Annotated in this window: 20 protein-coding genes; 6 read left to right on the forward strand and 14 right to left on the reverse strand. The window is 52.7% G+C overall.

Annotated features, from left to right (window positions below):
- Positions 1-11: 11 nt before the first annotated feature.
- From J5069_RS15155 to J5069_RS15190, 8 genes are all read right to left on the reverse strand, one after another.
- Positions 12-605, reverse strand: a complete 594-nt coding sequence (locus J5069_RS15155) for a hypothetical protein (protein WP_264644667.1) — start codon at positions 603-605, stop codon at positions 12-14.
- Between the two features lie 286 nt (positions 606-891).
- On the reverse strand, positions 892-1,485 hold the full coding sequence (locus tag J5069_RS15160; protein WP_264627891.1) for a hypothetical protein: 594 nt from the start codon (positions 1,483-1,485) through the stop codon (positions 892-894).
- A 151-nt stretch (positions 1,486-1,636) separates the two neighbouring features.
- The gene (gene hemW, locus J5069_RS15165; protein WP_264627893.1) at positions 1,637-2,773 is read right to left on the reverse strand and encodes a radical SAM family heme chaperone HemW; all 1,137 of its coding nucleotides are present in this window, start codon (positions 2,771-2,773) and stop codon (positions 1,637-1,639) included.
- Positions 2,766-3,371, reverse strand: coding sequence for an RdgB/HAM1 family non-canonical purine NTP pyrophosphatase (rdgB, locus tag J5069_RS15170; protein ID WP_264644668.1), 606 nt, complete (start codon positions 3,369-3,371; stop codon positions 2,766-2,768). The genes hemW and rdgB overlap by 8 nt, the downstream gene beginning before the upstream one ends.
- A gap of 82 nt (positions 3,372-3,453) precedes the next feature.
- Complete coding sequence (yggU, locus tag J5069_RS15175) at positions 3,454-3,747, reverse strand: DUF167 family protein YggU (protein WP_264644669.1); 294 nt, start codon at positions 3,745-3,747, stop codon at positions 3,454-3,456.
- Positions 3,744-4,298, reverse strand: a complete 555-nt coding sequence (locus J5069_RS15180; protein WP_222158092.1) for a YggT family protein — start codon at positions 4,296-4,298, stop codon at positions 3,744-3,746. Before J5069_RS15180 ends, yggU begins: the two co-directional genes overlap by 4 nt.
- Before the next feature lie 44 nt (positions 4,299-4,342).
- Entirely contained in the window at positions 4,343-5,164 is an 822-nt protein-coding gene (proC, locus tag J5069_RS15185) for a pyrroline-5-carboxylate reductase (protein WP_264644670.1), read from the reverse strand.
- 90 nt (positions 5,165-5,254) lie between these two features.
- Positions 5,255-5,965, reverse strand: coding sequence for a YggS family pyridoxal phosphate-dependent enzyme (locus J5069_RS15190; protein WP_264644776.1), 711 nt, complete (start codon positions 5,963-5,965; stop codon positions 5,255-5,257).
- Between the two features lie 22 nt (positions 5,966-5,987).
- Here J5069_RS15190 and J5069_RS15195 point away from each other — a divergent pair, with 22 nt between their 5' ends.
- Positions 5,988-7,034, forward strand: coding sequence for a type IV pilus twitching motility protein PilT (locus J5069_RS15195; RefSeq protein WP_264644671.1), 1,047 nt, complete (start codon positions 5,988-5,990; stop codon positions 7,032-7,034).
- A 61-nt stretch (positions 7,035-7,095) separates the two neighbouring features.
- Here the strand turns inward: J5069_RS15195 and J5069_RS15200 are convergent, their stop codons facing one another.
- The 3 genes from J5069_RS15200 to J5069_RS15210 form a co-directional block, all read right to left on the reverse strand.
- Complete coding sequence (locus tag J5069_RS15200) at positions 7,096-8,211, reverse strand: glycoside hydrolase family 105 protein (RefSeq protein WP_264644672.1); 1,116 nt, start codon at positions 8,209-8,211, stop codon at positions 7,096-7,098.
- A 102-nt stretch (positions 8,212-8,313) separates the two neighbouring features.
- On the reverse strand, positions 8,314-9,600 hold the full coding sequence (locus tag J5069_RS15205; protein ID WP_264644673.1) for an ABC transporter substrate-binding protein: 1,287 nt from the start codon (positions 9,598-9,600) through the stop codon (positions 8,314-8,316).
- A gap of 58 nt (positions 9,601-9,658) precedes the next feature.
- Positions 9,659-10,672, reverse strand: coding sequence for a zinc-binding alcohol dehydrogenase family protein (locus J5069_RS15210; protein WP_264644674.1), 1,014 nt, complete (start codon positions 10,670-10,672; stop codon positions 9,659-9,661).
- Between the two features lie 151 nt (positions 10,673-10,823).
- Here J5069_RS15210 and J5069_RS15215 point away from each other — a divergent pair, with 151 nt between their 5' ends.
- Positions 10,824-11,744 carry a GntR family transcriptional regulator gene (locus tag J5069_RS15215; RefSeq protein WP_264644675.1) on the forward strand — a complete coding sequence of 307 codons (921 nt, stop codon included), beginning with the start codon at positions 10,824-10,826 and terminating at the stop codon, positions 11,742-11,744.
- Between the two features lie 84 nt (positions 11,745-11,828).
- Here the strand turns inward: J5069_RS15215 and J5069_RS15220 are convergent, their stop codons facing one another.
- Entirely contained in the window at positions 11,829-13,325 is a 1,497-nt protein-coding gene (locus tag J5069_RS15220) for a M12 family metallo-peptidase (RefSeq protein ID WP_264644676.1), read from the reverse strand.
- A 996-nt stretch (positions 13,326-14,321) separates the two neighbouring features.
- On the opposite strand from J5069_RS15220, the gene nsrR reads away from it, so the two are divergent.
- The 3 genes from nsrR to rlmB all read left to right on the forward strand — a co-directional run bounded on the left by nsrR (position 14,322) and on the right by rlmB (position 18,048).
- Entirely contained in the window at positions 14,322-14,747 is a 426-nt protein-coding gene (gene nsrR / locus J5069_RS15225; RefSeq protein ID WP_264644677.1) for a nitric oxide-sensing transcriptional repressor NsrR, read from the forward strand.
- Between the two features lie 41 nt (positions 14,748-14,788).
- Positions 14,789-17,251 carry a ribonuclease R gene (gene rnr / locus J5069_RS15230; RefSeq protein ID WP_264644678.1) on the forward strand — a complete coding sequence of 821 codons (2,463 nt, stop codon included), beginning with the start codon at positions 14,789-14,791 and terminating at the stop codon, positions 17,249-17,251.
- 62 nt (positions 17,252-17,313) lie between these two features.
- Positions 17,314-18,048, forward strand: coding sequence for a 23S rRNA (guanosine(2251)-2'-O)-methyltransferase RlmB (rlmB, locus tag J5069_RS15235; protein ID WP_264644679.1), 735 nt, complete (start codon positions 17,314-17,316; stop codon positions 18,046-18,048).
- A 31-nt stretch (positions 18,049-18,079) separates the two neighbouring features.
- On the opposite strand, the gene bsmA is transcribed toward rlmB, so the two are convergent.
- Positions 18,080-18,388 (reverse strand): biofilm peroxide resistance protein BsmA, encoded by a 309-nt coding sequence (gene bsmA / locus J5069_RS15240; RefSeq protein WP_264644680.1) that lies wholly within the window; start codon positions 18,386-18,388, stop codon positions 18,080-18,082.
- Between the two features lie 99 nt (positions 18,389-18,487).
- Positions 18,488-18,871 (reverse strand): YgiW/YdeI family stress tolerance OB fold protein, encoded by a 384-nt coding sequence (locus J5069_RS15245; protein WP_264644777.1) that lies wholly within the window; start codon positions 18,869-18,871, stop codon positions 18,488-18,490.
- Positions 18,872-19,136: 265 nt separating this feature from the next.
- Between J5069_RS15245 and J5069_RS15250 the strand changes: the two genes are divergently transcribed.
- A complete protein-coding gene (locus J5069_RS15250) occupies positions 19,137-22,268 on the forward strand; it encodes a putative adhesin (RefSeq protein ID WP_264644681.1) in 3,132 nt (1,043 codons plus the stop codon).
- Positions 22,269-22,315: the final 47 nt, after the last annotated feature.

A 22,315-nucleotide genomic window follows, 5' to 3' on the forward strand; every position in this document is an offset into this window, starting at 1 on the left:
CGAGCACAATATCAATGAATATCTACGGGCTTTGATGTTTCTAAACGAATTTTCCATAAGCCCGTAAATTGATCAATCATTACAGGATCAATATCGTTAAACTGACTGCGATAACCAATATCCAGAGCCTGTGCGTAATGTGTCACATCAATAGGCGATGATTCAGCAATGAAACCAGAAATAAATGCTTTTCCTCGATTATTGATGGCACTGTCTTTACCAATATCAATGGCTTTATCCCTTGGCGTGTTGTCACATATTTCGTTGACGATTTTTGCTGTCTGCATATCCACTGTTATTTTTTGGTGAGGATAGGCATTGTTAATCATATCAATGTTGGCAACGGTGGTCACCGCCATGCCGAGTGAGTGTAACCGATCATTTTGTAGGATGCTTTCTTTTAAAGAGGGTATGTCTTTTATATAATTATTCTTTATTGCCATCTGGAACAACCGCGTTTCCATTTCCCTGATGTTAAGTTCCAAGGGGACATTGGTTATGGCATGGCACGAATCCAAAAGCAAATGACCTTTTTTGGCGGTTTTATCTGTATCCAGGCCATGACATCCATTTGATGATGTGGTTGGTTGAATTGTTCCGAACATAAATATGATCCTTATATTTATTCAAGTACCATTGAGGGAAATAGTGTGAGATATTGAACGTTGTACGATATTAAACGTATAAAATATGAACGGCCATGGGTGTTAGCGTTTTATTTAATATTGATTAATCTACGGGGTAAAGTTTGGGCATAGTGCCATGTTTACTGAACTGAAATCGGTGCTCCGTGGGCAGTCCTCGTGGTCAATACTAAATAAACGTTTTTTTTGATATGCTTACCTGTGTTGTTGTGATGCAGGTAAGCTGACGTAGATAAGATAATCAACTCTAGTATTGCGCTAATTCATTACGAAGTTCCCAAACGGTTAAGAATTTATTCATTGATGTGTCGTTAATAGCGGTGGGGTTAGTGCTGTTTTTTCTCATTTTTTCCCCGAGATGCAACAATTGCGCATAACTTATCTTGTCGACTGATGTTTCCTGTGATGCAAGAAACTCAGAAATAAAGTTACTTCCACGCAAAAGATAAGCATCATCATGCGTGAAGTTTCTTTTTCTATCGACGGGGAGCGCTTCGCAGATGTTTTTTATTTTCTCTGTAAAAGCGAAACCCAACGTTGGGTTTTTCTCGGTAACGGGCGAAATTTTTTTGGTAACCTGCTCTAATGCTGTGACGGCAAATCCGATATTACGAAGGCGCTCCCTCTGATTTTTCTGGACGCCCGGTGTATTACATAAAACATCGTCGACAAGGAGGTCATACTTTATTGATATTTCTTTTGCTTTTGTTTTGATGTCATTGCTCGAGTTTTCGGTAAAGCTGATAGATCTATAGAGGCTATTTTCAGGTGCGGATTTCCTGGTTGCTTGATCTGTGGTATTTACGTTGATGATTGGTGGTGAGTAAATTTTTAAGATCATTGATAATGTCCTTCAGTGCCGTGCAGGGGCGTGAAATTATCATCTCAAGAGGGCGCTCACAATAAAAAAACAGGCATTATTCCTTTCTGGCGATGACAGGTGTCGATAAATGTTATCTCACCGGTCACCTGTGTTCTTAATACGGTAGAGGTTATTCCGCCAAAAAACCTTCCAGCAAAGAATTTAAAAACAGCTTGCCGTGTTCGGTAACCTGCCAGTGAGTAGCGGTTTCCGTCAGGTAACCTTGCGCCACCGCCCAGTCTATTTGTGGGCGCACCACGCTTTCTGCCAGGCCGGTGTAGCCACTGAACTCACTGCGCGGCGCGGGTTCCAGCAGTCGGAAGCGGTTCATAAAGAATTCGAACGGCAGATCTTCCGCTTGCACCGCATTGCGCTGGTCCAGGTAAGTGCCGCGCATATAGCCGCGCGGATGGCGGGTTTTGACGGTTCTCAGAATACTTCCGTCATCACGGGTGATCTTGCCATGCGCGCCACACCCTATCCCCAGATAATCGCCAAAACGCCAATAGTTGAGGTTGTGCTGACATTGATAGCCGGGTTTGGCGTAGGCAGAGGTTTCATACTGCTGATAGCCTGCGGCCGTGAGCAGCGCATGTCCCTGCGCGAAAATATCCCACAGCGCGTCATCATCGGGCAGCACCGGCGGGCGCGAACCGAACAGGGTATTCGGCTCAATCGTCAATTGATACCACGACAGATGCGGTGGATTGAGTGCTATCGCCTGACGCAAATCGTCCAGCGCTTCTTCCAGCGTCTGATCTGGCAGGCCGTGCATCAGGTCCAGATTGAAACTGCGCAGTCCAAGACCGGCCGCCAGATGCGCGGCCCGCTTGGCCTCTTCCGGGCCGTGGATGCGCCCGAGACGCGTCAGTTTTTCCGGACTGAAGCTTTGCACGCCAATCGAAATACGATTAATTCCCGCGCGCTGGTAGCCGCTGAAGCGATCGGCTTCTACCGTGCCGGGGTTGGCTTCCATGGTGATCTCGGCATCAGCGCTAAGCGGCAGACGGGCGCGCACGCCATCGAGCAGCGCCTGCATGCCTTCAGCGCTCAGCAGGCTGGGCGTGCCGCCGCCAATAAAGATTGAACTGAGAGCCCGGTTGCCGCTCAGTGGCAGATCCGCATCCAGATCGGCCAATAAGTGATCCACATATTCCTGATGCGGCACCTCGCCCTTGAGAGCGTGGGAGTTAAAATCGCAGTACGGGCATTTTTGCACACACCAGGGAATGTGAATGTAAAGGCTGAGCGGCGGTAGTTTATGCATGACGCAGCGCATCCAGCAGCAAACGCAGCGCCTGACCACGGTGCGACAGCGCATTTTTCTCATCGCGCGTCATTTCTGCGGCGGTTTTGCCGGCGCCCGGCACGTAGAAGATAGGATCATAGCCGAAGCCGCCTTCACCCACTGCTGCACGCGTCAGCACGCCCTGCCAACGGCCGTGGCAGACCAGCGGCGTCGGATCATCGGCGTGGCGCAGGTAGACCAGCACGCAGTGGAAGCTGGCACCGCGTTGTTCGTCAGGCACATCCTTGATGGCATCGAGCAGTTTGTCCAGATTGGCTTGATCGCTGGCGTCAACCCCGGCGTAGCGCGCGGAATAAATGCCCGGCGCGCCGCCCAACGCATCAACCGCAAGACCTGAGTCATCAGCAACCGCAGGCAACCCGGTGATCTGTGCCGCGTGGCGCGCTTTGAGCAGTGCATTTTCGATAAAGGTCAGCCCGGTCTCTTCGGCAGAATCAACGCCCAGCTCGGTTTGTGCGACGATATTCATACCAAAATCCGCCAGCAGATCGGCGAGTTCGCGAACTTTCCCGGGGTTGCCGGTGGCTAAAACGACGTTTTGCCTCGTGGTATCCATGCGTGTGTCCTGCATTCTGTTAATGCCATCGTAGGGAATGGCGGGGGGTTATCTGTTGCGATGCGCAGCACCCTGCGGTGGGTTACTGCGAGATCAATGCGGCGATTTCCGTAGGAATGTGCTGCGGGTTAGCAATTCTAATCTGTTTATGGCGGCCCAGCTCGCCTTTTTCAATGCTCACCGCGCCTTTAGCCACCCGGAACTGCTTGGCAAGGTATTTGACCAAATGCGCGTTGGCCTGACCATCGACCGGCGGTGCCGTGATGGCGACTTTCAGCTCATCACCGTGCAGGCCAACTATCTGGTCACGGCTGGCCTTCGGCTGAATATAGAGCCGAATGACCAACCCGTCGGGCAGCAGAGCGATAGCACTCACAGCAGGAACCAGAATTCCGGGAACAGATCCATGCCGAGGTAGTTCAGGAGATACAGGATCAAAATCACTGCCATCGCCGAGAAATCGATACCGCCCATGGCCGGAATAATACGGCGAATCGGTGCCATAAAGGGCTCGGTGAGCTGGAACAGCAGGTAATCTACCGGGCTGCGTCCCTGACTTACCCAACTCATCAGCGCACGGATGATCACCACCCAGAACACCAGATAGCCCGCGGATTTTAGCAGGGCCAACAAACCCACCAGCAGGTTCACCGGGCTTATCGCGAAAGCGCCTACCTGAATAAGCATCAGCAGCGGGTATTTCAGCGTGGTCAGCAGAAACGCCAACAGCAGCGATGCGCTATCAATAGGGCCGAGTGCAGGCAGAATACGGCGCAGCGGCCTGACGATAGGCTGCGTGATTTTTACTACGAATTGCGACAGCGGGTTATAAAAATCACTGCGTGACCATTGCATCCAAATGCGTAACAGCAGCACCATTACATACAGGTCGACCAGTGTCTTGACCAGAAACGTCAGGGTTAGCATAGAAACATCGATTCCTTATCAGCTATATAGAGAATAACGGTGCGTTAAAACAGTTTTTCCATTTCCTGTGCGCGATGCACGGCAGCCTGCATGGCATCGGCGACAGTTTGTGTCAGTTGGCGTTCGTTAAACACCCGCAGAGCCTCTGCGGTGGTGCCGCCTTTGGACGTCACATTCTCACGCAGCGTCGCAAGCGGCGTGTCCGGGCTGGCTTCGACCAGTGCGGCTGCACCCAGTGCGGCCTGCTGCACCAACTGGCGCGCGCTTTCCGGTGTAAATCCCTGGCGAATCGCCTCTTGCTGCATCGCTTCCATAAACAGGAAAAAGTAGGCCGGTGCGCTGCCTGCGGCGGCGATAACGCCGTTAATGCCGCTCTCTTGCTCAACCCAGCATACTTTACCCACGCTTTGCATCAGCGCAGCGCTAAAGGCACGATCCTCCGCCGATACGTTGGCGGGTGCATAAAGGCCGCTCATGCCTTTACCCACCAGCGACGGTGTGTTCGGCATAATGCGTACCAGCGTTAACGGCTCTCCTAACAGCGCTTGAAAACGCGCCACGCTGACGCCAGCCGCAATGGACAGCACCAACTTGCCCGGCACGTTCAGTATGCCGCGCAGCGGCTCGCACACGCTTGCCATCAGTTGCGGTTTCACCGCCAGCACCACGACATCGGCGTCCTGCGCGCCCGCCAGATTGTCGTCGCTGCTGATAACGCCATAGCGCTGGGCCAGCGCATCCCGGCGTGCGGCGCTCGGAGCACAGACGAGGATACGATCGGCGGGATAACCGCCGTTAACCAGCCCTGCGATAATGGCCTGCGCCATGTTTCCGGCACCAATAAAGGTAAGCTTGCGGTGTTGCATCTTTATGTTCTCTCGTTTTCGTCAACCGGCCAGTAGCAGGGTTCAGCCCCGACGGGGATTATCCACGCTGAGGCTTATACATGCTAAGGCTTACCCATGCTGATGATAATCACGCGCGCCGAAAATGGCGGTGCCGATACGTACCAGTGTGCTGCCTGCCGCAATCGCGGCGCTCATATCATCCGTCATCCCCATGGAGAGGGTATCCACCTGAGGATAATGCAATTTTAACTGCGCAAACAGGTCATTCATCGATTGAAATACCGCTAACTGCTGTGCGTAGTCGCTTTCCGGTGCCGGAATCGCCATCAGACCCCGCAGTGTCAGATGCGGCAGTGCCGCGACGCTGGCGGCCAAGGCAGGAAGATCTGCCGGTGCAATCCCCGATTTGCTGGCCTCACCGCTGATATTCACTTGTAATAATACGTTCAACGGCGCTAACGCCGCCGGACGCTGTTCGCTCAGGCGTTGGGCGATTTTAGGGCGATCGACGGTGTGGCACCAGTCAAAATGTTCGGCAACCAGGCGGCTCTTATTGGATTGCAGTGGTCCGATAAAGTGCCATTGTAATTCCACCTGAGGCAGGGCCTCACGGAAATAAAGCACCTTGTCCACGCCTTCCTGTACATAATTTTCCCCAAAACCTCGCTGCCCGCAGGCAATCGCTTCTTCGATCGCCGCCACAGGTTTGGTTTTACTGACGGCAAGCAAGGTCACCGCGTGCGGGTCGCGTCCACATGCGGTGGCGGCGGTGGCGATCTTCTCTCTGACGTTCTGTAGATTCTGCTCAATCGGGTTCATGGTCATGCTAAGGATGGGATCTATGGATATCAATGAGTGGATAACCTGTAGTGTAAAACAGAATGCCTCCGATCTGCACCTGTGTAGCGGATATCCGCCGATGTGGCGTATTGATGGCGAGCTACAACCGGTACAGGCCAGCGCCTGTTGCAGCGCTGCGCAACTGGAACGTTGGGGCGAAAGTTGGATGACGGCCCTTCAGCGCCAGCAATTACACACCGAGGGGCAGGCGGATGGCGCGTTGACCACACCCGACGGCATTCGGCTGCGCGCGCATCTGTTTCGCCAGCATGCCGGGCTTTCCGTTGCGTTGCGCACCATTGCAACAACGGCGCACGCGTTGGAAACACTGCATGCGCCGCCAATTCTTTCATCGTTAATAACGCGACCCGCCGGGTTGGTTCTGGTGACAGGCGCAACCGGCAGTGGAAAATCCACCACATTGGTAGCGATGGTGAATGCGCTCAGGCAGCAGCGGGCTTGTCATATTATTACCTTGGAAGACCCTATTGAATTTGTCTACTCCTCCGCGCTTTCCGCAAATCGCGGCCTGATTCAACAGCGTGAAATCGGCGTGCACTGCCCGTCGTTTGCCCACGGCTTGCGCGGCGCGCTGCGTGAAGATCCTGATGTGATCCTGCTGGGGGAATTACGCGACGGCGAAACCATTCGCTTGGCGTTAACGGCGGCAGAAACCGGGCACTTGGTGTTGGCGACGCTGCATACGCGCGGTGCCGCACAGGCGGTAGAACGTCTGCTGGATGTGTTTTCCGCACAGGAGAAGGATTTTGTGCGCAGCCAACTGGCGCTGTGTCTGCAAGGTGTGGTGGCGCAGCAACTGGTGCTACGACGCGGTGGCGGGCGCGTTGCCCTGTATGAAGTGTTGCTGGCAAATACGGCGGTAGCCAACCTGATTCGTGAGGGGAAAAGCCATCAACTGCCTGGCCTGTTGCAAATGGGCGGCCAAAGCGGGATGCAAACCTTTGCGCACAGCTGGCAGCAGCGCTGGAACGCGGGATTGTTGCCACCGGATGCGGAGCAGGCCTTTACGCCACACACGGCGCAGTAAACAACGCTGAAAAAAGCCCCGCGACGGCCCGATACGCCACGGAGCTGCCAGAATTTCGAAGCTACTTCAGCCCGGCCAATGCCTCTGTCAACGCCAGCATGGTAAGCGACTGACCATACGCGCGCTGTTTGATGGCAATCTTGCGATAGTGGTCGAGATCGTGCCCGACCGAGGTTCCTGCGGAGACATCCGCCACTTCGCCCTGTGGACTGATGCGGCTCAGCAGGGCATTGACGCCTTTCCAGGCGGCATCGTGATAGCGTTCATCGAGCAGACCGAGACGAATGCCTTTCAACAGCGCGTAGGTGAAACCGGCGGTGCCGGAGGCCTCCAGGTAGCTGTCAGGCTGGTTAAGCAGGGTGCGCCACATACCGCTGGCATCCTGATAGCGCACGGCCGCATCGGCCTGACGGCGGAAGGTGTTGAGGATCATCTGGTGGCTGGCATCTTGATGGTCCAGCATCTCGAGGAAATCGACGGTGCTGATGGCGGCCCAACCGTTGCCGCGTCCCCACAATGCTTTGCCGTAGTTGCCGTTGCCGCTGAAGTTCCAGCCGTGCATCCACAGCCCAGTATCTCTGTCGATCAGGTATTTGATGTGCAACAGGAACTGATAGCTGACCTCGTCCAGATAGGAAGGACGATTGAGATAGGCGCTGGCACGGGCGTAGAACAGACCGCTCATAAACAGCGTATCGACCCAGAGCTGCTCTTCATTGAGGTGATCGCTGGTGCAGTGGGTGAACCCATTCTCCTGGGTGCGCAGCAGTTCATGTTCAATCCAGTGTGCGTATTCCTCGATCAGCGCTTGATGCTCGCGGCTCTCCTGGGCGATCCCCATGGTGGTGAGCGTCAGCATCGGTGCCATACGGTTGATATTTTTCTCCGGCAACCCTTCTGCCAGGCGGCGTTGATACCATGCCAGCACATAGTCCAGATAACGCTGTTCGCCCGTGACCTGATAAAGACGCCAGATACCGTAGATCCCCACGCCTTGCGACCAGTCCCAGTTTTCGATCGAGAGATCTGAAGCGATCACCTTCAGCTTCTTCAATGCGGCATCGTCCGTGCGAACGGTAATGATCTCATTGAACAGCAGCTCAAGTTTTTGATAAATCGCGTCGTAGCGGCTTGCGGCTGCCGCGGTGTCCGTGTGCGCAGTGTCAAAGGCGTTCATAGTTTTCTCGCATGTTTACAAATATCGTAGTGACAGAATAAAACGGTTTACCCATTACTGATAGCGCCTACGCCACACGGATGCGTAGCGTAGGTGTTGGTATTACATGATTTTTTTCAGGATACGCTGCCCCGATTTGGGGAACGACTGTGCCATCTCTTCCAGCGTCATCTGGCCGTAATCGTATTTTTGCAGGTGTTCCAGGAACGAGGCCAGCAACTGTGGGTTCTCCATATAGGGTGACGGCGCAATATTGCCGTACAGCGATTCCACCTGCTTCAGCCCCTGCACGGGCAACTGCGTGGCATTGAGCGTACCCGCATCCATCAACTGTTTGCTGGCAACCTGACTCAGCGGCACGCCGCGTTGCAGCCCCATGGCGCTGACCCCTTCCGGCGCATTCAGCAGGAAATTGATCAACTGGGCAGACTCCTGCGGATAGCGGGTATTTTTGCCGATGGAGAGCATCATGGCCGGTTTGTAGAACATGCCGCTGTCTTTGGCGCCCGGCAATGTTGGATAAGGCCCCACTTCCAGCGTAGCCGGTGCTTTCAGGCTACCGGAGAAGGTGTTGTCGGTGCTCCAGGTGTGGACTCCGCCAATCTTGCCTTCCAGCCAGTTGGGAATTTCCCAGGCGTTGGTTTTGCCGTAGGCGGCGAAAAATTTCATGTTGGGGATGACGTGCCCGTCCACCAGCTTTTTATACATCCCGAAGTAGTCCAGCCACTCCTGCGGGGTAAAGGTGAAGGATTGGGTTTTATCATCGATCATGGTTTTATTGTATTTCTGAATCATGTACGAGTTCAGAAACGTCATGATGGTAGTGTCGTGGTTAGCCAGCACGAACGGGTAGTGATCGTCGCCCAGTTTCTGTTTAAAAACCGGACCGGCAGCCAGCATGTCATCCCAGGTTTGTGGGTAGCTCAACCCCGCTTTTTGCCACAGCACCGGGTTGTAATACATGGAGCGCCCCGTCATGGCGACAGGAATAGCGTTAAGCTTGTTGTCCACGCTGGTCATTTTGAGCGCCTGCGGGGAGAACTGCGTCAAGTCTATCCCTTTGGCATTGTTGAGGTTATAGAAACCGTTGCCGTCCTTGGAGAACAGCACCAGCCAGTTCCAGTTGGTTTGCATCACGTCCGGTTCGGTGTTGCCTGCCAACTGCGTGGTTAATTTGGAGAGGTAGCCATCCCACCCGGCGGGCTCTGCTTTCACCTTGACGTCCGGGTGCGCTTTTTCAAACGCGGCAATGGCAGCGAGCGTGGCCTGGTGGCGCTGGTTGCCCCCCCACCAGGAAAAGCGCAGTTCTTTGGTTTGCGCCTGTGCGCCAGCGATTCCTGTTACGGCAAAACTCACAGCAAAACATAAGGGCAGTAATTTTATTTTCATAGCAACCTCATTATTTTTGTAGGGTAAGGCATTCGTCCGATGATTCCGCAGAGTGAGATTAAAACTCCACGACCGCCTTCAACAGATTTTTATTATTGACTATTTCAGTTTCATAAATCGCAGCGAGAGACGAAAAGTCAAACCGATGGCTTAACATCATTTCCGCACTGATTTTCCCTTCACTCATCAATGTCGCCACTTTGGCAAAATCCTCATGGGTGGCATTTCGGCTTCCTTTCATGGTCGTCTCCTTTTTATGAAAATCAGGATCGGAAAATGAGAGATTTCCTTTAAATAAACCAACGAAAATAATTTGTCCACCGTGACGAATAAGATTGACGCTGTTATTCATCGCGATTTCATTTCCGGTGGCATCGATCACTTTGTTAGGCAGTTCTCCCTGGAAGGTGGCACGGAGTTGTTGTTCAAACTGAGGGGATGCCGGGTCCAGCACCGGTATGCCTAGCAGATTATGGGTATGCGCTCGCCGCTCTGCCTGGGTATCGGCCAGCGCGATATTCAGGCCGTCCGCCAGGCCGATGGCCGCGACGCCCAGCCCAATCGGGCCGCCGCCCACCACCAGTACGCTGTCGCCCGGTACACATTCAGCGCGACGGACGGCGTGAGCGCTGATGGCAAAGGGTTCAATCAGCGCAGCAGCGGCCGGATCGATACCTTCTGCCAGCAGCACGTTGCTTTCCGGCACAGCGATATATTCCACCATGCCGCCGTCCTGATGTACGCCGATAACCGAGATATTTTCGCAGCAATTCGGACGATGATTTAAACAGGCACTGCACGTGTTACAAGAGAGATAAGGAATAACCGCAGCCTGCTGGCCAATATGAAAACGAGTGACATTATTTCCTATGGAAACAATATCACCGCAAATTTCATGACCGAGTACGCGAGGATAATTAAAAAAAGGCTGCTTCCCCGCCCAGGCATGAATGTCGGTGCCGCATATGCCGACCGTTTTGACTTTTAATAATACTTCGTTTTCCGCTGGTGTTGGCACGGGTCGTTCTTTATATTCAAATTGTGTTGGTTGTCGGCATATAAGACTTTTCATTTTTTATTCTCTACATCAATTTCACCTGGTGCCGTTATCTTTTCCTAAAACAGGGCCCCATGTTGCAGAGAGTTTTCAGTAATGTGATAAATCACACTGACTTTGGCTCTTAATCGGTTTTTAATGAATAAAAAACCAAATAAGGTCCTGTATGAGTCGTACACCCACCTTACGCCAGCATGTGATTAACCAGTTTATCGATGCGATAAATCAGGCTTCGCTGGTCTCTCCTCTGCCTTCGCAGGCGGTGCTGGCGGAGATGTTCAATATCAGTCGCACGACGGTGATGCATACGCTGGATTACCTGGCCGAGCGCGGCATCGTGGTGCGCGAAGGCGGCAAATATCACATTGCGCGCGTGCCGGAGAACAATGACGGTTTTGATGTGATCGCCGAAACGCTGGAGGAACAGACCGCACTGTTCGAAAAGCGCTTTTATCACATGATCAACCAGCGCCAGATTGTGCCGGGCGATGCCTTTACCGAACTGCAACTGGCACGCCGGTGCCACGTCCGGCCGATGGTGGTGCGCGAGTTTCTGCTGCGCTTCTCACGTTACGATCTGATCGAGAGCCTGCGCCGGGGTTATTGGCGCATGAAACAGTTCGATCAGGCCTATGCCGAAAAACTGTTCGAACTGCGGGAGATGCTGGAAACGCATGCGCTGAACGCCTTTATGAACTTGCCTGACCGCGATCCGCGTTGGATCACGGTGAAAGAGTTGCTGGAGAGCCATCGTGAACTGCGTAACCATATTCAGGAATACTATCGCCTGTTTTCGCCGCTGGATCAGCAACTGCACCAACTGATTATTTCTGCTGCGGATAATCCGTTTTTCGATCAGATGAGCGAGATAATCTCGGTAGTGTTCCACTTTCACTATCAGTGGGACGAGCGTTCGCTCAAACAGCGCAATACGCTGGCGGTGGAGGAGCATTTGGCGCTGCTGAGCGCGATGCTGTGTCGCAACGATCTGCTCGCGATGCGTGAGCTGCGCCGCCATTTGGACACCGCGAAGCAGTCGATGATTGACTCGATGGAGCGGCAAATGCCCGCCAACGCGGCGTCCTGAATACCGCGTTGGCGGGAGGGGGTTATGCCGGATGGAACTCGCAGGTAGATAACAAGGGGCTATAACAAATAGCTCCAGCAGTTATCACCGTAGTATCCACGCCTGTGGCCAACTTGCACCGAAACCTGGCTCAAATTGTGGGGAAGCTGGCGACCATTGCCTACAAAAGCCCTCATTGGGGAATGGACGGCACTCGTAGATAAGGTTATTTCTGGGCTGTAAAACACGTGTTCCTGCTCGGTAGGTGGATAGACCGCTTGGAAACACATGGTCGTAGTTGCCTGTGGGATAACCAGGATCTACAGGATATTCGGGATCGACAGGACCACCAGGATCTTTTGGAAAAACCAGCGCGGCATTGTGGCGTGTTTGATCGACCACTCGCCGGTTATCTTCCATTGTGGTTCCCATGGGGCGACCATTAGGTGCTAATAACGGGCTGGAAAACATATTGATTCTGCTGCAACCGTTGCAACTTGTCATCACTGTGCTAAACCCAGGAACCACTGCCGTATCCCGAAAACCAAATCCCCACGGGAAAAAGCGGTTTTGTTCGGTGTTTCGGTCATGCATGGCACCATAATTATGACCGAATTCATGTACATGGGTAAAATTATCGACGCATCTGTGCCAGACGGTGCTAAACCCCCAATACCTAAAGTGGTGTAAGGAGCCGTCCAAGTGGTTTCCTAACCCACAAACGCCATTATAGGCGACGACTAATTGAACCAGGTCTGCCCGTGCACGGTTACGTTGGTATGCTGCAAATTGACCCAACTCGTTATTGGGGGTCTGCATAGCCGCGAGTAATTGGTGCTGGTTTCGACCTCTCTCTGCGATATTGGTGACGATATCACTGACGGTATATCGTATTCTGAGATTGGTGTTAAGGGCATTTTGTTGCAATGTCTTGGCTGCCATGCTGATAAATCCCCTATAATTAGCTTCACCTATTTGATTAAAAGCTTCAGGGGTTGTGATCATTAAGATATTAATTTCGCTTGTTGCATTGGGGTTAAAAGGTGTTTGTGCTAAGTCTGTGGGTGGCGCTACTGGACTGGTCTCTGTGTCAGGGACATTTATAGGCTCACCCTCATCAGGGAACTTGCTGCTGTCCAGAGTGATAATTGCAACTCTATATTCATCTAATGGCTTGATTGTATATATTTTCCCTCTGATAGAGATCATTCCGGTGAGTCTGTTGTCTGCCCTAATCAGAGTCACAAAGCTGTCTACTGAATTTTGAAATACATTATCAATGTAACCTCCTTTGTTGACTTTTACAATTCTGCCTTGCCAAACGGCGGCCTGTGCATCTGTTGTTTCAAAACTGATAAGTTCTGAGCTAACCACCAAGTTAGTGTTTATGGGTATTTCTAGTTTTTTTATTTCATTGTTTAGCTGATAAATATTTAATTTCGCGACGACTAACTCTTGAGTGGTCGGCTCTCCCAGTAATATTTTTAGACTTTCTACAGAACTACCCTCATCATCAATATTATACAGATATACAGCGTAACTATTTGAGCTGAATGAAAATAATGATATGATTAATATCACTATGGCTTTATAGGCTTGCATACATACCTCTCTATAAATAAAATGAGACTGCTCATTATTTATGTTGGTAACAGATAGAATAACACGTTGATTTCACCTTGATAATTAACAGGTTAAGGTTTTTTGATTCTAAATTATTGTTTTATTTTGTGGTCTTTTTCTTATTTCTCTCTCTGGTTTTTTTAAGGCCCAGAGTTATATTCAGTATAATCTTGTTGTTAGTTTTTGTAGGGGGTTTTATCTATGATTGTTTTGTTATTGATGAATATAAGTTGTTAGGTATTGAATTATTTTTTTATTTATAGGTAGCCTTCAATTTATTTTTAAAGTGGTTTTTGACAATATTCATTGTTTATCAACAAAGTAATAATTAAGAAGTGTGATGTAATGATTAGATGCCTTGACAATATTTTTTCCAGGCTACATTGCGCTTCATTTTGTTTTCAGACATTCAGTAAAAATTTGCACTTAACGATAGCTAAGTAACCAATTGATAGCATAGGAAATTGACAAAGGGAGATAATTGATCGCTTGTCAAGTGTACGATAGATTGTCATTTAAAATGTAAATTCATGTTTACCTCTTTGTTGGCGGTTTGCTTTGCAAGTAGAGCGTTTATCTATGGTAACCGTTTGCTTGCTCGTATCACCCGACTGCTGAGCAGGGATGTCAAGTGAGTGTGTCACGAGGCTCTGAATCTCTCCTCCCGTCAGGTATGAAGTCCCAACCTATGGCAATTCACCGATGTAAGGAAGCAATCAATGCGTAAACCCAGCGAATATGCTAAATAATTCGCCGGATCATTCGCGACTGGTTTATTATTGCTAGTAAATCTAGCTCTTATGTGATTTATCGTCCGTGTTAGCCTCACTTTTGCTTCCTTTGGCTGTGATGCCTTGGTAGTGCAAAACAAGCGAGGGAGTGCTGCCAGCATGGGTTTTGATGATTTGACGAACGTTGATGCGATGAGCATGGTTGCGACGTTCTTACCGATACCCGAGGGTATCCGAGGTTTCTGTGCAGTTAACCAGTTTTACGGATTACGGATTACGCGCGCTTATCTACATGGCATCACTGCCTGAAGGCAAGATGACGAATATTACTGAAGTGACGCAAGTGTATGGCGTCTCTCGTAATCATATGGTCAAAATTATCAATCAACTTAGTCGGGCTGGCTTTGTGATGGCGGTGCGCGGAAAAAATGGCGGCATCCGTTTGGGCAAGCCCGCGGAAACCATCCGCATAGGCGATGTGGTGCGCGCGCTGGAGCCGCTGTCTCTGGTGAACTGCAACCATGAGTTTTGCCACATCACGCCGGCATGCCGGTTAAAACTGGTGCTGCAACAGGGCGTTCAGCGCTTTCTCTCCGAACTGGACCAACATACGTTGGCCGATATGGTGAAAGAGAACCCGCCGCTTTATAAATTATTGTTGGTTGAATGAAGTCCGTTCAGCCTTCTGCTGAAGACAACGGAGGAACCGCAATGTCCCAAGATCCATTCCTGGAACGTGAAGCAGAAAAATACGAATCACCCATCCCCAGTCGCGAATACATTCTGGCCCACATCGAAAAACGCAATACGCCCATCAGCCGTGACGAACTGGCAACCGATTTGGCATTGACGACGGAAGAGCAGCAAGAAGCGCTGCGCCGCCGTTTGCGCGCGATGGAGCGTGATGGTCAACTGGTGTTTACCCGCCGCCAATGCTATGCGCTGCCGGAAAAACTGGATTTGCTGCGCGGCACGGTCCTTGGCCACCGCGACGGCTTTGGTTTCCTGCGCGTAGAAGGGCGCAAGGACGACCTGTACCTGTCGGCTGAAGAGATGAAACGCACCATGCATGGCGACGTGGTGCTGGCGCAACCGCTGGGTGCCGATCGCAAAGGGCGGCGCGAAGGCCGTATCGTGCGGGTACTGGAACCGCGTACCGGGCAGATTGTCGGTCGCTACTTCCTCGATGCCGGTATGGGGTTTGTGGTGCCGGATGACAGCCGCCTGAGCTTCGACATCCTTATCCCGCAAGAGAACATCAACGGCGCTCGCATGGGCTACATGGTGGTGGTGGAGTTAACCCAGCGCCCAACGCGTCGCACCAAAGCCATCGGGAAGATTGTCGAGATCCTGGGCGATAAAATGGGCACCGGCATGGCGGTGGATATCGCGCTGCGCACCCACGATATCCCGCACACCTGGTCGAAACAGGTCGAAGAACAGATCAAAGATTTCAACGAACAGGTGCCGGAAAGTGCGAAAAAAGGGCGCGTTGATCTGCGCTCGCTGCCGCTGGTAACGATTGACGGTGAAGACGCGCGCGATTTTGACGATGCGGTCTACTGCGAGAAAAAACGCGGTGGTGGCTGGCGTCTGTGGGTTGCGATTGCCGATGTCAGCTATTACGTGCGCCCCAATACGCCGCTGGATCATGAAGCGCGGGCGCGCGGTACCTCGGTTTATTTCCCTTCGCAAGTGGTGCCGATGCTGCCGGAAGTGCTGTCTAACGGCCTGTGTTCGTTGAACCCGGACGTGGATCGGCTGTGTATGGTGTGCGAGATGACCATTTCTGCCACCGGCAAGCTGACGACCTACAAATTCTACGAAGCCGTGATGCGTTCCCATGCGCGCCTGACCTACACCAAGGTGTGGCATATGTTGCAAGGCGATGCGGAGCTGCGAGCGCATTACCAGCCGCTGGTAGGCGGATTGGAAGAGTTGCACAAGATGTATCAGGTGCTGGAAAAAGCGCGCGAAGAGCGCGGCGGCATTGCCTTTGAAACCGAAGAAGCGAAGTTTATTTTTAACGCGGAACGCCGTATCGAACGCGTGGAATCGATGGTGCGCAACGATGCGCACAAACTGATTGAAGAGTGCATGATCCTGGCTAACATCTCGGCGGCCCGGTTCGTTGAGAAAAATCAGGAGCCTGCGCTGTTCCGGGTGCACGATCGCCCGAGTGAAGACCATGTGCTGGCGTTGCGTAGCGTGCTGGGTGAGCTTGGGTTGACGCTGAAAGGCGGTATGAAACCGGAGCCCAAAGACTACGCCGAACTGATGACGCTGGTGGCGGAACGCCCCGATCATGAAATGCTGCAAACCATGATGCTGCGCTCGATGAAGCAGGCGATTTACGATCCGGAAAACCGCGGCCACTTTGGTCTGGCGCTGACGTCATACGGTCACTTTACGTCTCCGATTCGCCGCTATCCCGATCTGTCACTGCACCGCGGCATCAAGTATTTGTTGAGCGATCGCCGTGAACGCTGGACGCCGACCGGCGGCTGGCACAGCGATCTGAATGAGATGCTGCAACTGGGCATGCACTGTTCTTTGACCGAGCGACGTGCGGATGAAGCGACACGCGATGTCGCCGACTGGCTGAAGTGTGACTTTATGCAGGACCACGTGGGAGAATCCTTTACCGGGATCATCGCCAGCGTCACCGGCTTTGGCTTCTTCGTCCGCCTCAACGATCTGTTTATCGACGGTCTGGTGCATGTCTCCACGTTGGATAACGACTACTACCGTTATGACAATATAGGTCAACGCTTGATCGGTGAATCGAGCGGGCAAGTCTATCGTCTCGGTGACGAAGTCGAAATTCGCGTGGAAGCGGTCAATATGGACGAACGCAATATCGATTTCTCTCTGCTCTCCAGCACCCGTAAAGTGCGCGGTGAAGGCAAGACCGCACGCGACAAGGCGAAAAAACCTGTCCGCCGTGAGGCTCGGCCCCCACGTCGCGGTGGTAAGAAGCCGGCCAATTTTGAACCTGATAGCGCGTTCCGCAAGGACGAAAGCGCAGGGAAAAAGGCGGCGCCCGATAAGGTGAAAGCCAAGGCCAAAGCGAAGAAAAAGACCGACAAGACGCAGAAAAACGTCGAAAAAACGCGTAAGATCGCCGCCGCCACCAAGGCGAAACGCGCCAGTAAAAAGAACGCGGCACAGTAAATGCCCGCAGCGAACGGCGGAGTTTCCGCCGTTCGTTAACACACCACGTTTGAAGAGTATCAATGAGCGAAATTATTTACGGTATCCACGCAGTCAACGCCCTGTTAGAACGCGATCCGCAGCGTTTTCTGGAAGTGTTCATCCTGAAAGGGCGTGAAGATCGCCGCTTGCAACCGGTGATCGCCGCCCTGGAAGCCAATGGCATCGTGATTCAGGTGGCGAATCGTCAATGGCTGGATAGCAAGGTTGAAGGGGCGGTGCATCAGGGGATCGTGGCGCGGGTTAAAGAGGGGCGCCAGTATCAGGAAAACGATCTGCCGGCTCTGCTGGCAAGCGTAGCACAGCCGTTTTTATTGGTACTGGATGGTGTTACCGATCCTCACAACCTCGGTGCGTGCTTGCGTAACGCGGATGCCGCCGGGGTGCATGCGATCATTGTGCCGCGCGATCGTTCTGCGCAACTCAATGCCACCGCAAAAAAAGTGGCCTGCGGGGCCGCGGAAAATGTTCCGTTGATCCGCGTGACCAATCTGGCGCGCACGCTGCGCGTGTTGCAGGAAAATCAGGTGTGGATCGTTGGGACGGCGGGTGAAGCCGATCATACGCTCTACCAAAGCAAGCTGACTGGCCCGCTGGCGCTGGTAATGGGCGCGGAAGGGGAAGGGATGCGCCGCTTGACGCGTGAACACTGCGATGAGTTGATCAGTATCCCGATGGCCGGTAGCGTCTCGTCGCTTAACGTTTCCGTCGCGACCGGCGTTTGTCTGTTTGAGGCGGTCAGGCAGCGTCTGGCGTAACCACGCCGCTTTTGTACATCAGCGCGCTTGTTTAGCGGTACAGCACGGCGCGTGATGTCCACATGTTGGTCAATGCGTGCTCTTGCTTCAACGTGATGGTGTAATAGCGTGCGCCGTAAGCGTCCGCTTTTTGTTGAATGGCGCGATCGGCGTCGTCGGTACTGCCTCGCACGGTAACCGATATCGAACCCATTTTCTCTAAGGTGCCGGTTTGGGCATAGACGATAAGCTGCGCATGCGGTGTTGGCGGTGGCAGCGGCATGGGTTTGCCTTGAAAAGCGCTACAGGCGTACAGTAGCGTCGTGAGGGAAAGGGCGGTTAACCGCTTGAGCGCAGTCATAAGTTCCTTGCAACAATAAAAAAGGGCGCATGATGTTGCGCAGTGTAGCGCGGCGTGCCCTGAGTGAACAGGGGCGTTAAGCCCCTTTATGGTGACGCGTTATTTTACCAGATGAACGGATTTAACGTCGATTTCAACGCTATTCCAGTCTTTATCCACTTCGCCTTCAATGCGGATTTTGTCGTTGGGTGTGACCGTTTGCCCTGCCCAGCGCTTGTCATCGATATCAACATGGACGGTGCCAGAGCTGTCGCGGAACTCGTACAGTTCATGACCTAACTGCCGTACCAGATGACCTTCCAATACCACCCAGGCATCGTCCCTGAGTGTTTTAGCCTGTTCTACGGTGGTCAAACCGGGCACCGGGCCCTTAAATCCTCCCGAGGTAGCGCCTGCGCTGTTCGGCGCGACAAATCCCCCTTGTTGCGCCATCGCACCAACAGAAACCGCACCCAATAACAGGGCGATAAACGTTCTCTTCATCATGATGTCCTTAAGGGTTATGGCCTGAGGTAAATTGTGGACGGTTATGCTCTTATTCTCAAGAAATGAAACGCTTTATCCTGTCTGTTGCCGGTTTTGTTGTGTCTTATAGCAAGGGTGTTTTCTGTAACATGCTGTTTATTATTTGATTTATCATCCCGCCTTTTTTTCACTCTCTCTTTTGGCGTTTACTTGAGAAAGGTATCTTGTCATGACGTTGTTACTTCCTGTTTCGGGCTCGTCTTGCAGCCCGATGTGTTCTGTAATGTCACCGTCAGCGTGTAAAACCCCACATAAAACGGTCCATGGCGATCTCAAACCGTTACGGCACAAGCTACGTGCGGTTTCGGCTTCCCCACTGACGCTGATGTCCAGCGCTGAAACCTGTTGCACCGCACCCAAACCCGACAATAAGAGGGGGAACAAAGCGACGTCGCGCGTTAAAAAGACGCTGCTATTGGGCGGATTATTGCTGCTGGGCGGCATGGCGTGGCGTGGGGGAACGGCGGGGATCGGCATGCTCCGTTCACGATACCAGGATGAACCGGGGATGATCCCTCACGGTTTTTATCCTGGCAATGAGAGCGTGGCTGCGTTTTATCCCTATTTGCCGCCCTCTGGACATGCCGTTAGCGTGCCGGACCGTTTACCGCTAGCGCCAGAGGCAAGGGAACGCGCCAGCGCACCTGCTAAGGTGGAGAACGGGACGGATGCGCATCGGCATCTCGAGGTGCTATCAGACACAGAGCATGCTGCGCTGGCAGCGTATTTGCGGCAGTTTATGACCCTGGGAGGATGGCACCCGGATAAGGGGGCACGATTCCAGCGCGGTACGGAGAACCTACCTTCACCGGCTTCACGTTTTAGCCAGATGTACGACCGCGCTAAATTACCGGCAGCCGATAAGCCCCATATCATTGCGACATTGAGCGATGAATTTTTGCGTTTTCCGCCGCAAGAGATAAAAGCACGAGAGCCTGCGTACGCCTGGATGGTTCTCGATATGTTATTGCTGGGGTTGGGAGAGAAAGAGACGCCGTTTCGCCTCAGCTATCAAAAGCTGGGACGCGCCTCCCGGCGGCGGCTGACGAAATTCAGTCATATCCGCTACGTCAAACAGTATCTGGATGAAACGCCCCCGCATTTTGCACCGCGCCGCAAGACTGCCTTAGCGCAACAATTGATGAAAAAATATGCGTCAGTGTCGCGCCAGCATGCTATTCAGCACTCCGCTTACTGGCAGGCAAATGCGGCCGGTCTGAACCCGGTGATAACGGGCATCTATGATAAATACTATGCGCAACTGGCGGAGCATTTCCCACCTCCGGCGTTAAATCAATCTCATGACGTGATGCTTGGCCGCCGGATGCTCAACGGGCAGAGGCTCTACCTGCCCGTGCAGTTTACCACCAAAGAAATCTATCTGGGCGTTCACGCGCGCGAAGCCCTTGCCATGGGCGATCCCTCATTTTACTTCCCGCCCAACATCGACCACTTTGTACATCTGGTCAGTGTGGAGAAACCCAATATTGCAGATCGTATTTCCACTGAACTTGGCGCGTTGCTCAGTGAACTGAAGGTCAATGTAAAATTTCAGCGCTTGTTTGAGGCAACGCTCGATTTTCGCGCTATTGGTATTGTGATCCATGCGCTTGAAACGCTTCCTTCATCGGATATTCCCCCTGCCATTCGCTATTTCCTTGACGGGAAACTCAACCCACAACTGGTGACCATGAAGAATAACGTTGTCCCGCATCTTCTCGCCCTGTCTACGGTGCTTGATTCGCGCGTGGTGTATATTTCTCTAGCCCATTCAGAGGTGAAAATCGCCGATCGTTATGCGTTTGATGCTGAATGTGAAGCGTTCATCCGTAAGCATCTTTCGGTCTTTGATGAACAACGTCTGACCGCGGGGGAATTAAAACCCACGCTGATGTGTAATCCGGATATTTACCGGGGTATGGCATTGCCTGACTATTGCCTGCGACCCGCGTTGCAGTTGGAATATCGACCGCATTATCAGCATCAGCTTTATCAGGCGCTGGTGGATCAGTTAGCCAAGAACATTGATGCGGTGGTGTATACCCCTGATGAGTTTAGCCGCGATAAGCAGCTGATGTTTTACAAGCGGGTGTTGGCGACCACGGGCACTATTGCAGGCATACTGCTGATGGCCGTGACCGGGCCTGCGGGCGCTGCGGTTTGGGCGACCGTTGGGCTTTCCTCTGGTATCGGTGAAATTGCCGTCAATCTGCATCAGGCAGCCAGTACTGATAACGGCGTAGTGTATAAAAATGCGCTCTGCGAAGCCCAGATCGGCGCGTGGTTTCTGGCTTTCGGCACCCTGAGCGATGTCATCGGTGTCGGTCGTTTGAGTGTCAAACAAATACAGGCGCGCCAGGCGATGGCCTTTGCGGGCAAGCGTAAACCGCTGGTGCGTACATCTGCCCGAATAAAAGGCAACAAAATCAGGGGGGAGCGGCGCCACGGCGGCAAGCGGCTGTATAAAAACAGCCCCGATTTTACCTCCATCAATATACGCAACGCGCGCGACATTGGCACCGTCGGGTATCGCACTCTGGCGGATAACCATTATGTGCAGTTTTTTACCAGAAACCCCAAAGGGGCCAGGCAACAAGGGAGCAAAACCCTGGTGATTTCCGCCCATGGCGGATACGTCGATAGCGATATGACTCAGCCCAGCATTATGCTTCCCTCGGATATCACGTTGAAGATGCTCTCTCCGCATGGCACCTTTCTTGAGGATCCCGGTCTGGATGCCGTTATGAATGACGAGGCCGGTTTCCGGGCATTTTTAACGGTCAGAGGGAAAAAGCAGGAGACGCATTTTATCCCCCAGCACCACGATGAGTGGCGCTATGCCGACGATTATCAGCCTCACAGGGCAAAGAACAGCATGGGACGCTCGGAGGGGTTGCAAAATTATCGCCATTTCCATTATGAAGGTGACACAAAATGGAAGATCGGTCAGGCGTTGGTGAAAAATCGGCGACTGGCAGCGGAACACAAGGCCACGTTAAGCGATGTGCTGATCGTGAACACCGGGATCAAACTTGAAGTTGATACCGATCCGCTGTTGGCAAGCGTTCAGCGCGTAATTGATCTCGACCGGGAAGGGCAACTGCGCAATATGAAAGGAGAGCGCTATAACACGCTGGTGTTCTCCCATTGCCGCTGTAATTTTGCACTGCCTGAGGAACAGATATCGACGTACCGGTTGACGTATCCGCGACCGCCGAGCCTGACTGAGGGGCAGAGCCTGGTCAGGGTAACACGCACAACCTTGACGCGCGAACACGCGGGTCTGCCCTTCACGCGTAATGATACCGATCTGGGCGACGCCGCGTTATCGTTTAGCACATTACCTGTCGTGTAAACACCACCGGCCTCACGCTGCCTGAACGCAGCGGAGGCCAGGATGAT

The organism is Candidatus Symbiopectobacterium sp. NZEC127 (genome assembly GCF_025962675.1).
Classification (GTDB): domain Bacteria; phylum Pseudomonadota; class Gammaproteobacteria; order Enterobacterales; family Enterobacteriaceae; genus Symbiopectobacterium.

Bases quoted from the DNA above. Each gene is read 5' to 3' on its own strand.
- J5069_RS15155 (WP_264644667.1), bottom strand. From the start codon at position 605: ATGTTCGGAACAATTCAACCAACCACATCATCAAATGGATGTCATGGC.
- J5069_RS15160 (WP_264627891.1), bottom strand. From the start codon at position 1,485: ATGATCTTAAAAATTTACTCACCACCAATCATCAACGTAAATACCACA.
- hemW (WP_264627893.1), bottom strand. From the start codon at position 2,773: ATGCATAAACTACCGCCGCTCAGCCTTTACATTCACATTCCCTGGTGT.
- rdgB (WP_264644668.1), bottom strand. From the start codon at position 3,371: ATGGATACCACGAGGCAAAACGTCGTTTTAGCCACCGGCAACCCCGGG.
- J5069_RS15180 (WP_222158092.1), bottom strand. From the start codon at position 4,298: ATGCTAACCCTGACGTTTCTGGTCAAGACACTGGTCGACCTGTATGTA.
- proC (WP_264644670.1), bottom strand. From the start codon at position 5,164: ATGCAACACCGCAAGCTTACCTTTATTGGTGCCGGAAACATGGCGCAG.
- J5069_RS15190 (WP_264644776.1), bottom strand. From the start codon at position 5,965: ATGAACCCGATTGAGCAGAATCTACAGAACGTCAGAGAGAAGATCGCC.
- J5069_RS15195 (WP_264644671.1), top strand. From the start codon at position 5,988: ATGGATATCAATGAGTGGATAACCTGTAGTGTAAAACAGAATGCCTCC.
- J5069_RS15200 (WP_264644672.1), bottom strand. From the start codon at position 8,211: ATGAACGCCTTTGACACTGCGCACACGGACACCGCGGCAGCCGCAAGC.
- J5069_RS15205 (WP_264644673.1), bottom strand. From the start codon at position 9,600: ATGAAAATAAAATTACTGCCCTTATGTTTTGCTGTGAGTTTTGCCGTA.
- J5069_RS15210 (WP_264644674.1), bottom strand. From the start codon at position 10,672: ATGAAAAGTCTTATATGCCGACAACCAACACAATTTGAATATAAAGAA.
- J5069_RS15215 (WP_264644675.1), top strand. From the start codon at position 10,824: ATGAGTCGTACACCCACCTTACGCCAGCATGTGATTAACCAGTTTATC.
- J5069_RS15220 (WP_264644676.1), bottom strand. From the start codon at position 13,325: ATGCAAGCCTATAAAGCCATAGTGATATTAATCATATCATTATTTTCA.
- rnr (WP_264644678.1), top strand. From the start codon at position 14,789: ATGTCCCAAGATCCATTCCTGGAACGTGAAGCAGAAAAATACGAATCA.
- rlmB (WP_264644679.1), top strand. From the start codon at position 17,314: ATGAGCGAAATTATTTACGGTATCCACGCAGTCAACGCCCTGTTAGAA.
- bsmA (WP_264644680.1), bottom strand. From the start codon at position 18,388: ATGACTGCGCTCAAGCGGTTAACCGCCCTTTCCCTCACGACGCTACTG.
- J5069_RS15245 (WP_264644777.1), bottom strand. From the start codon at position 18,871: ATGAAGAGAACGTTTATCGCCCTGTTATTGGGTGCGGTTTCTGTTGGT.
- J5069_RS15250 (WP_264644681.1), top strand. From the start codon at position 19,137: ATGTCACCGTCAGCGTGTAAAACCCCACATAAAACGGTCCATGGCGAT.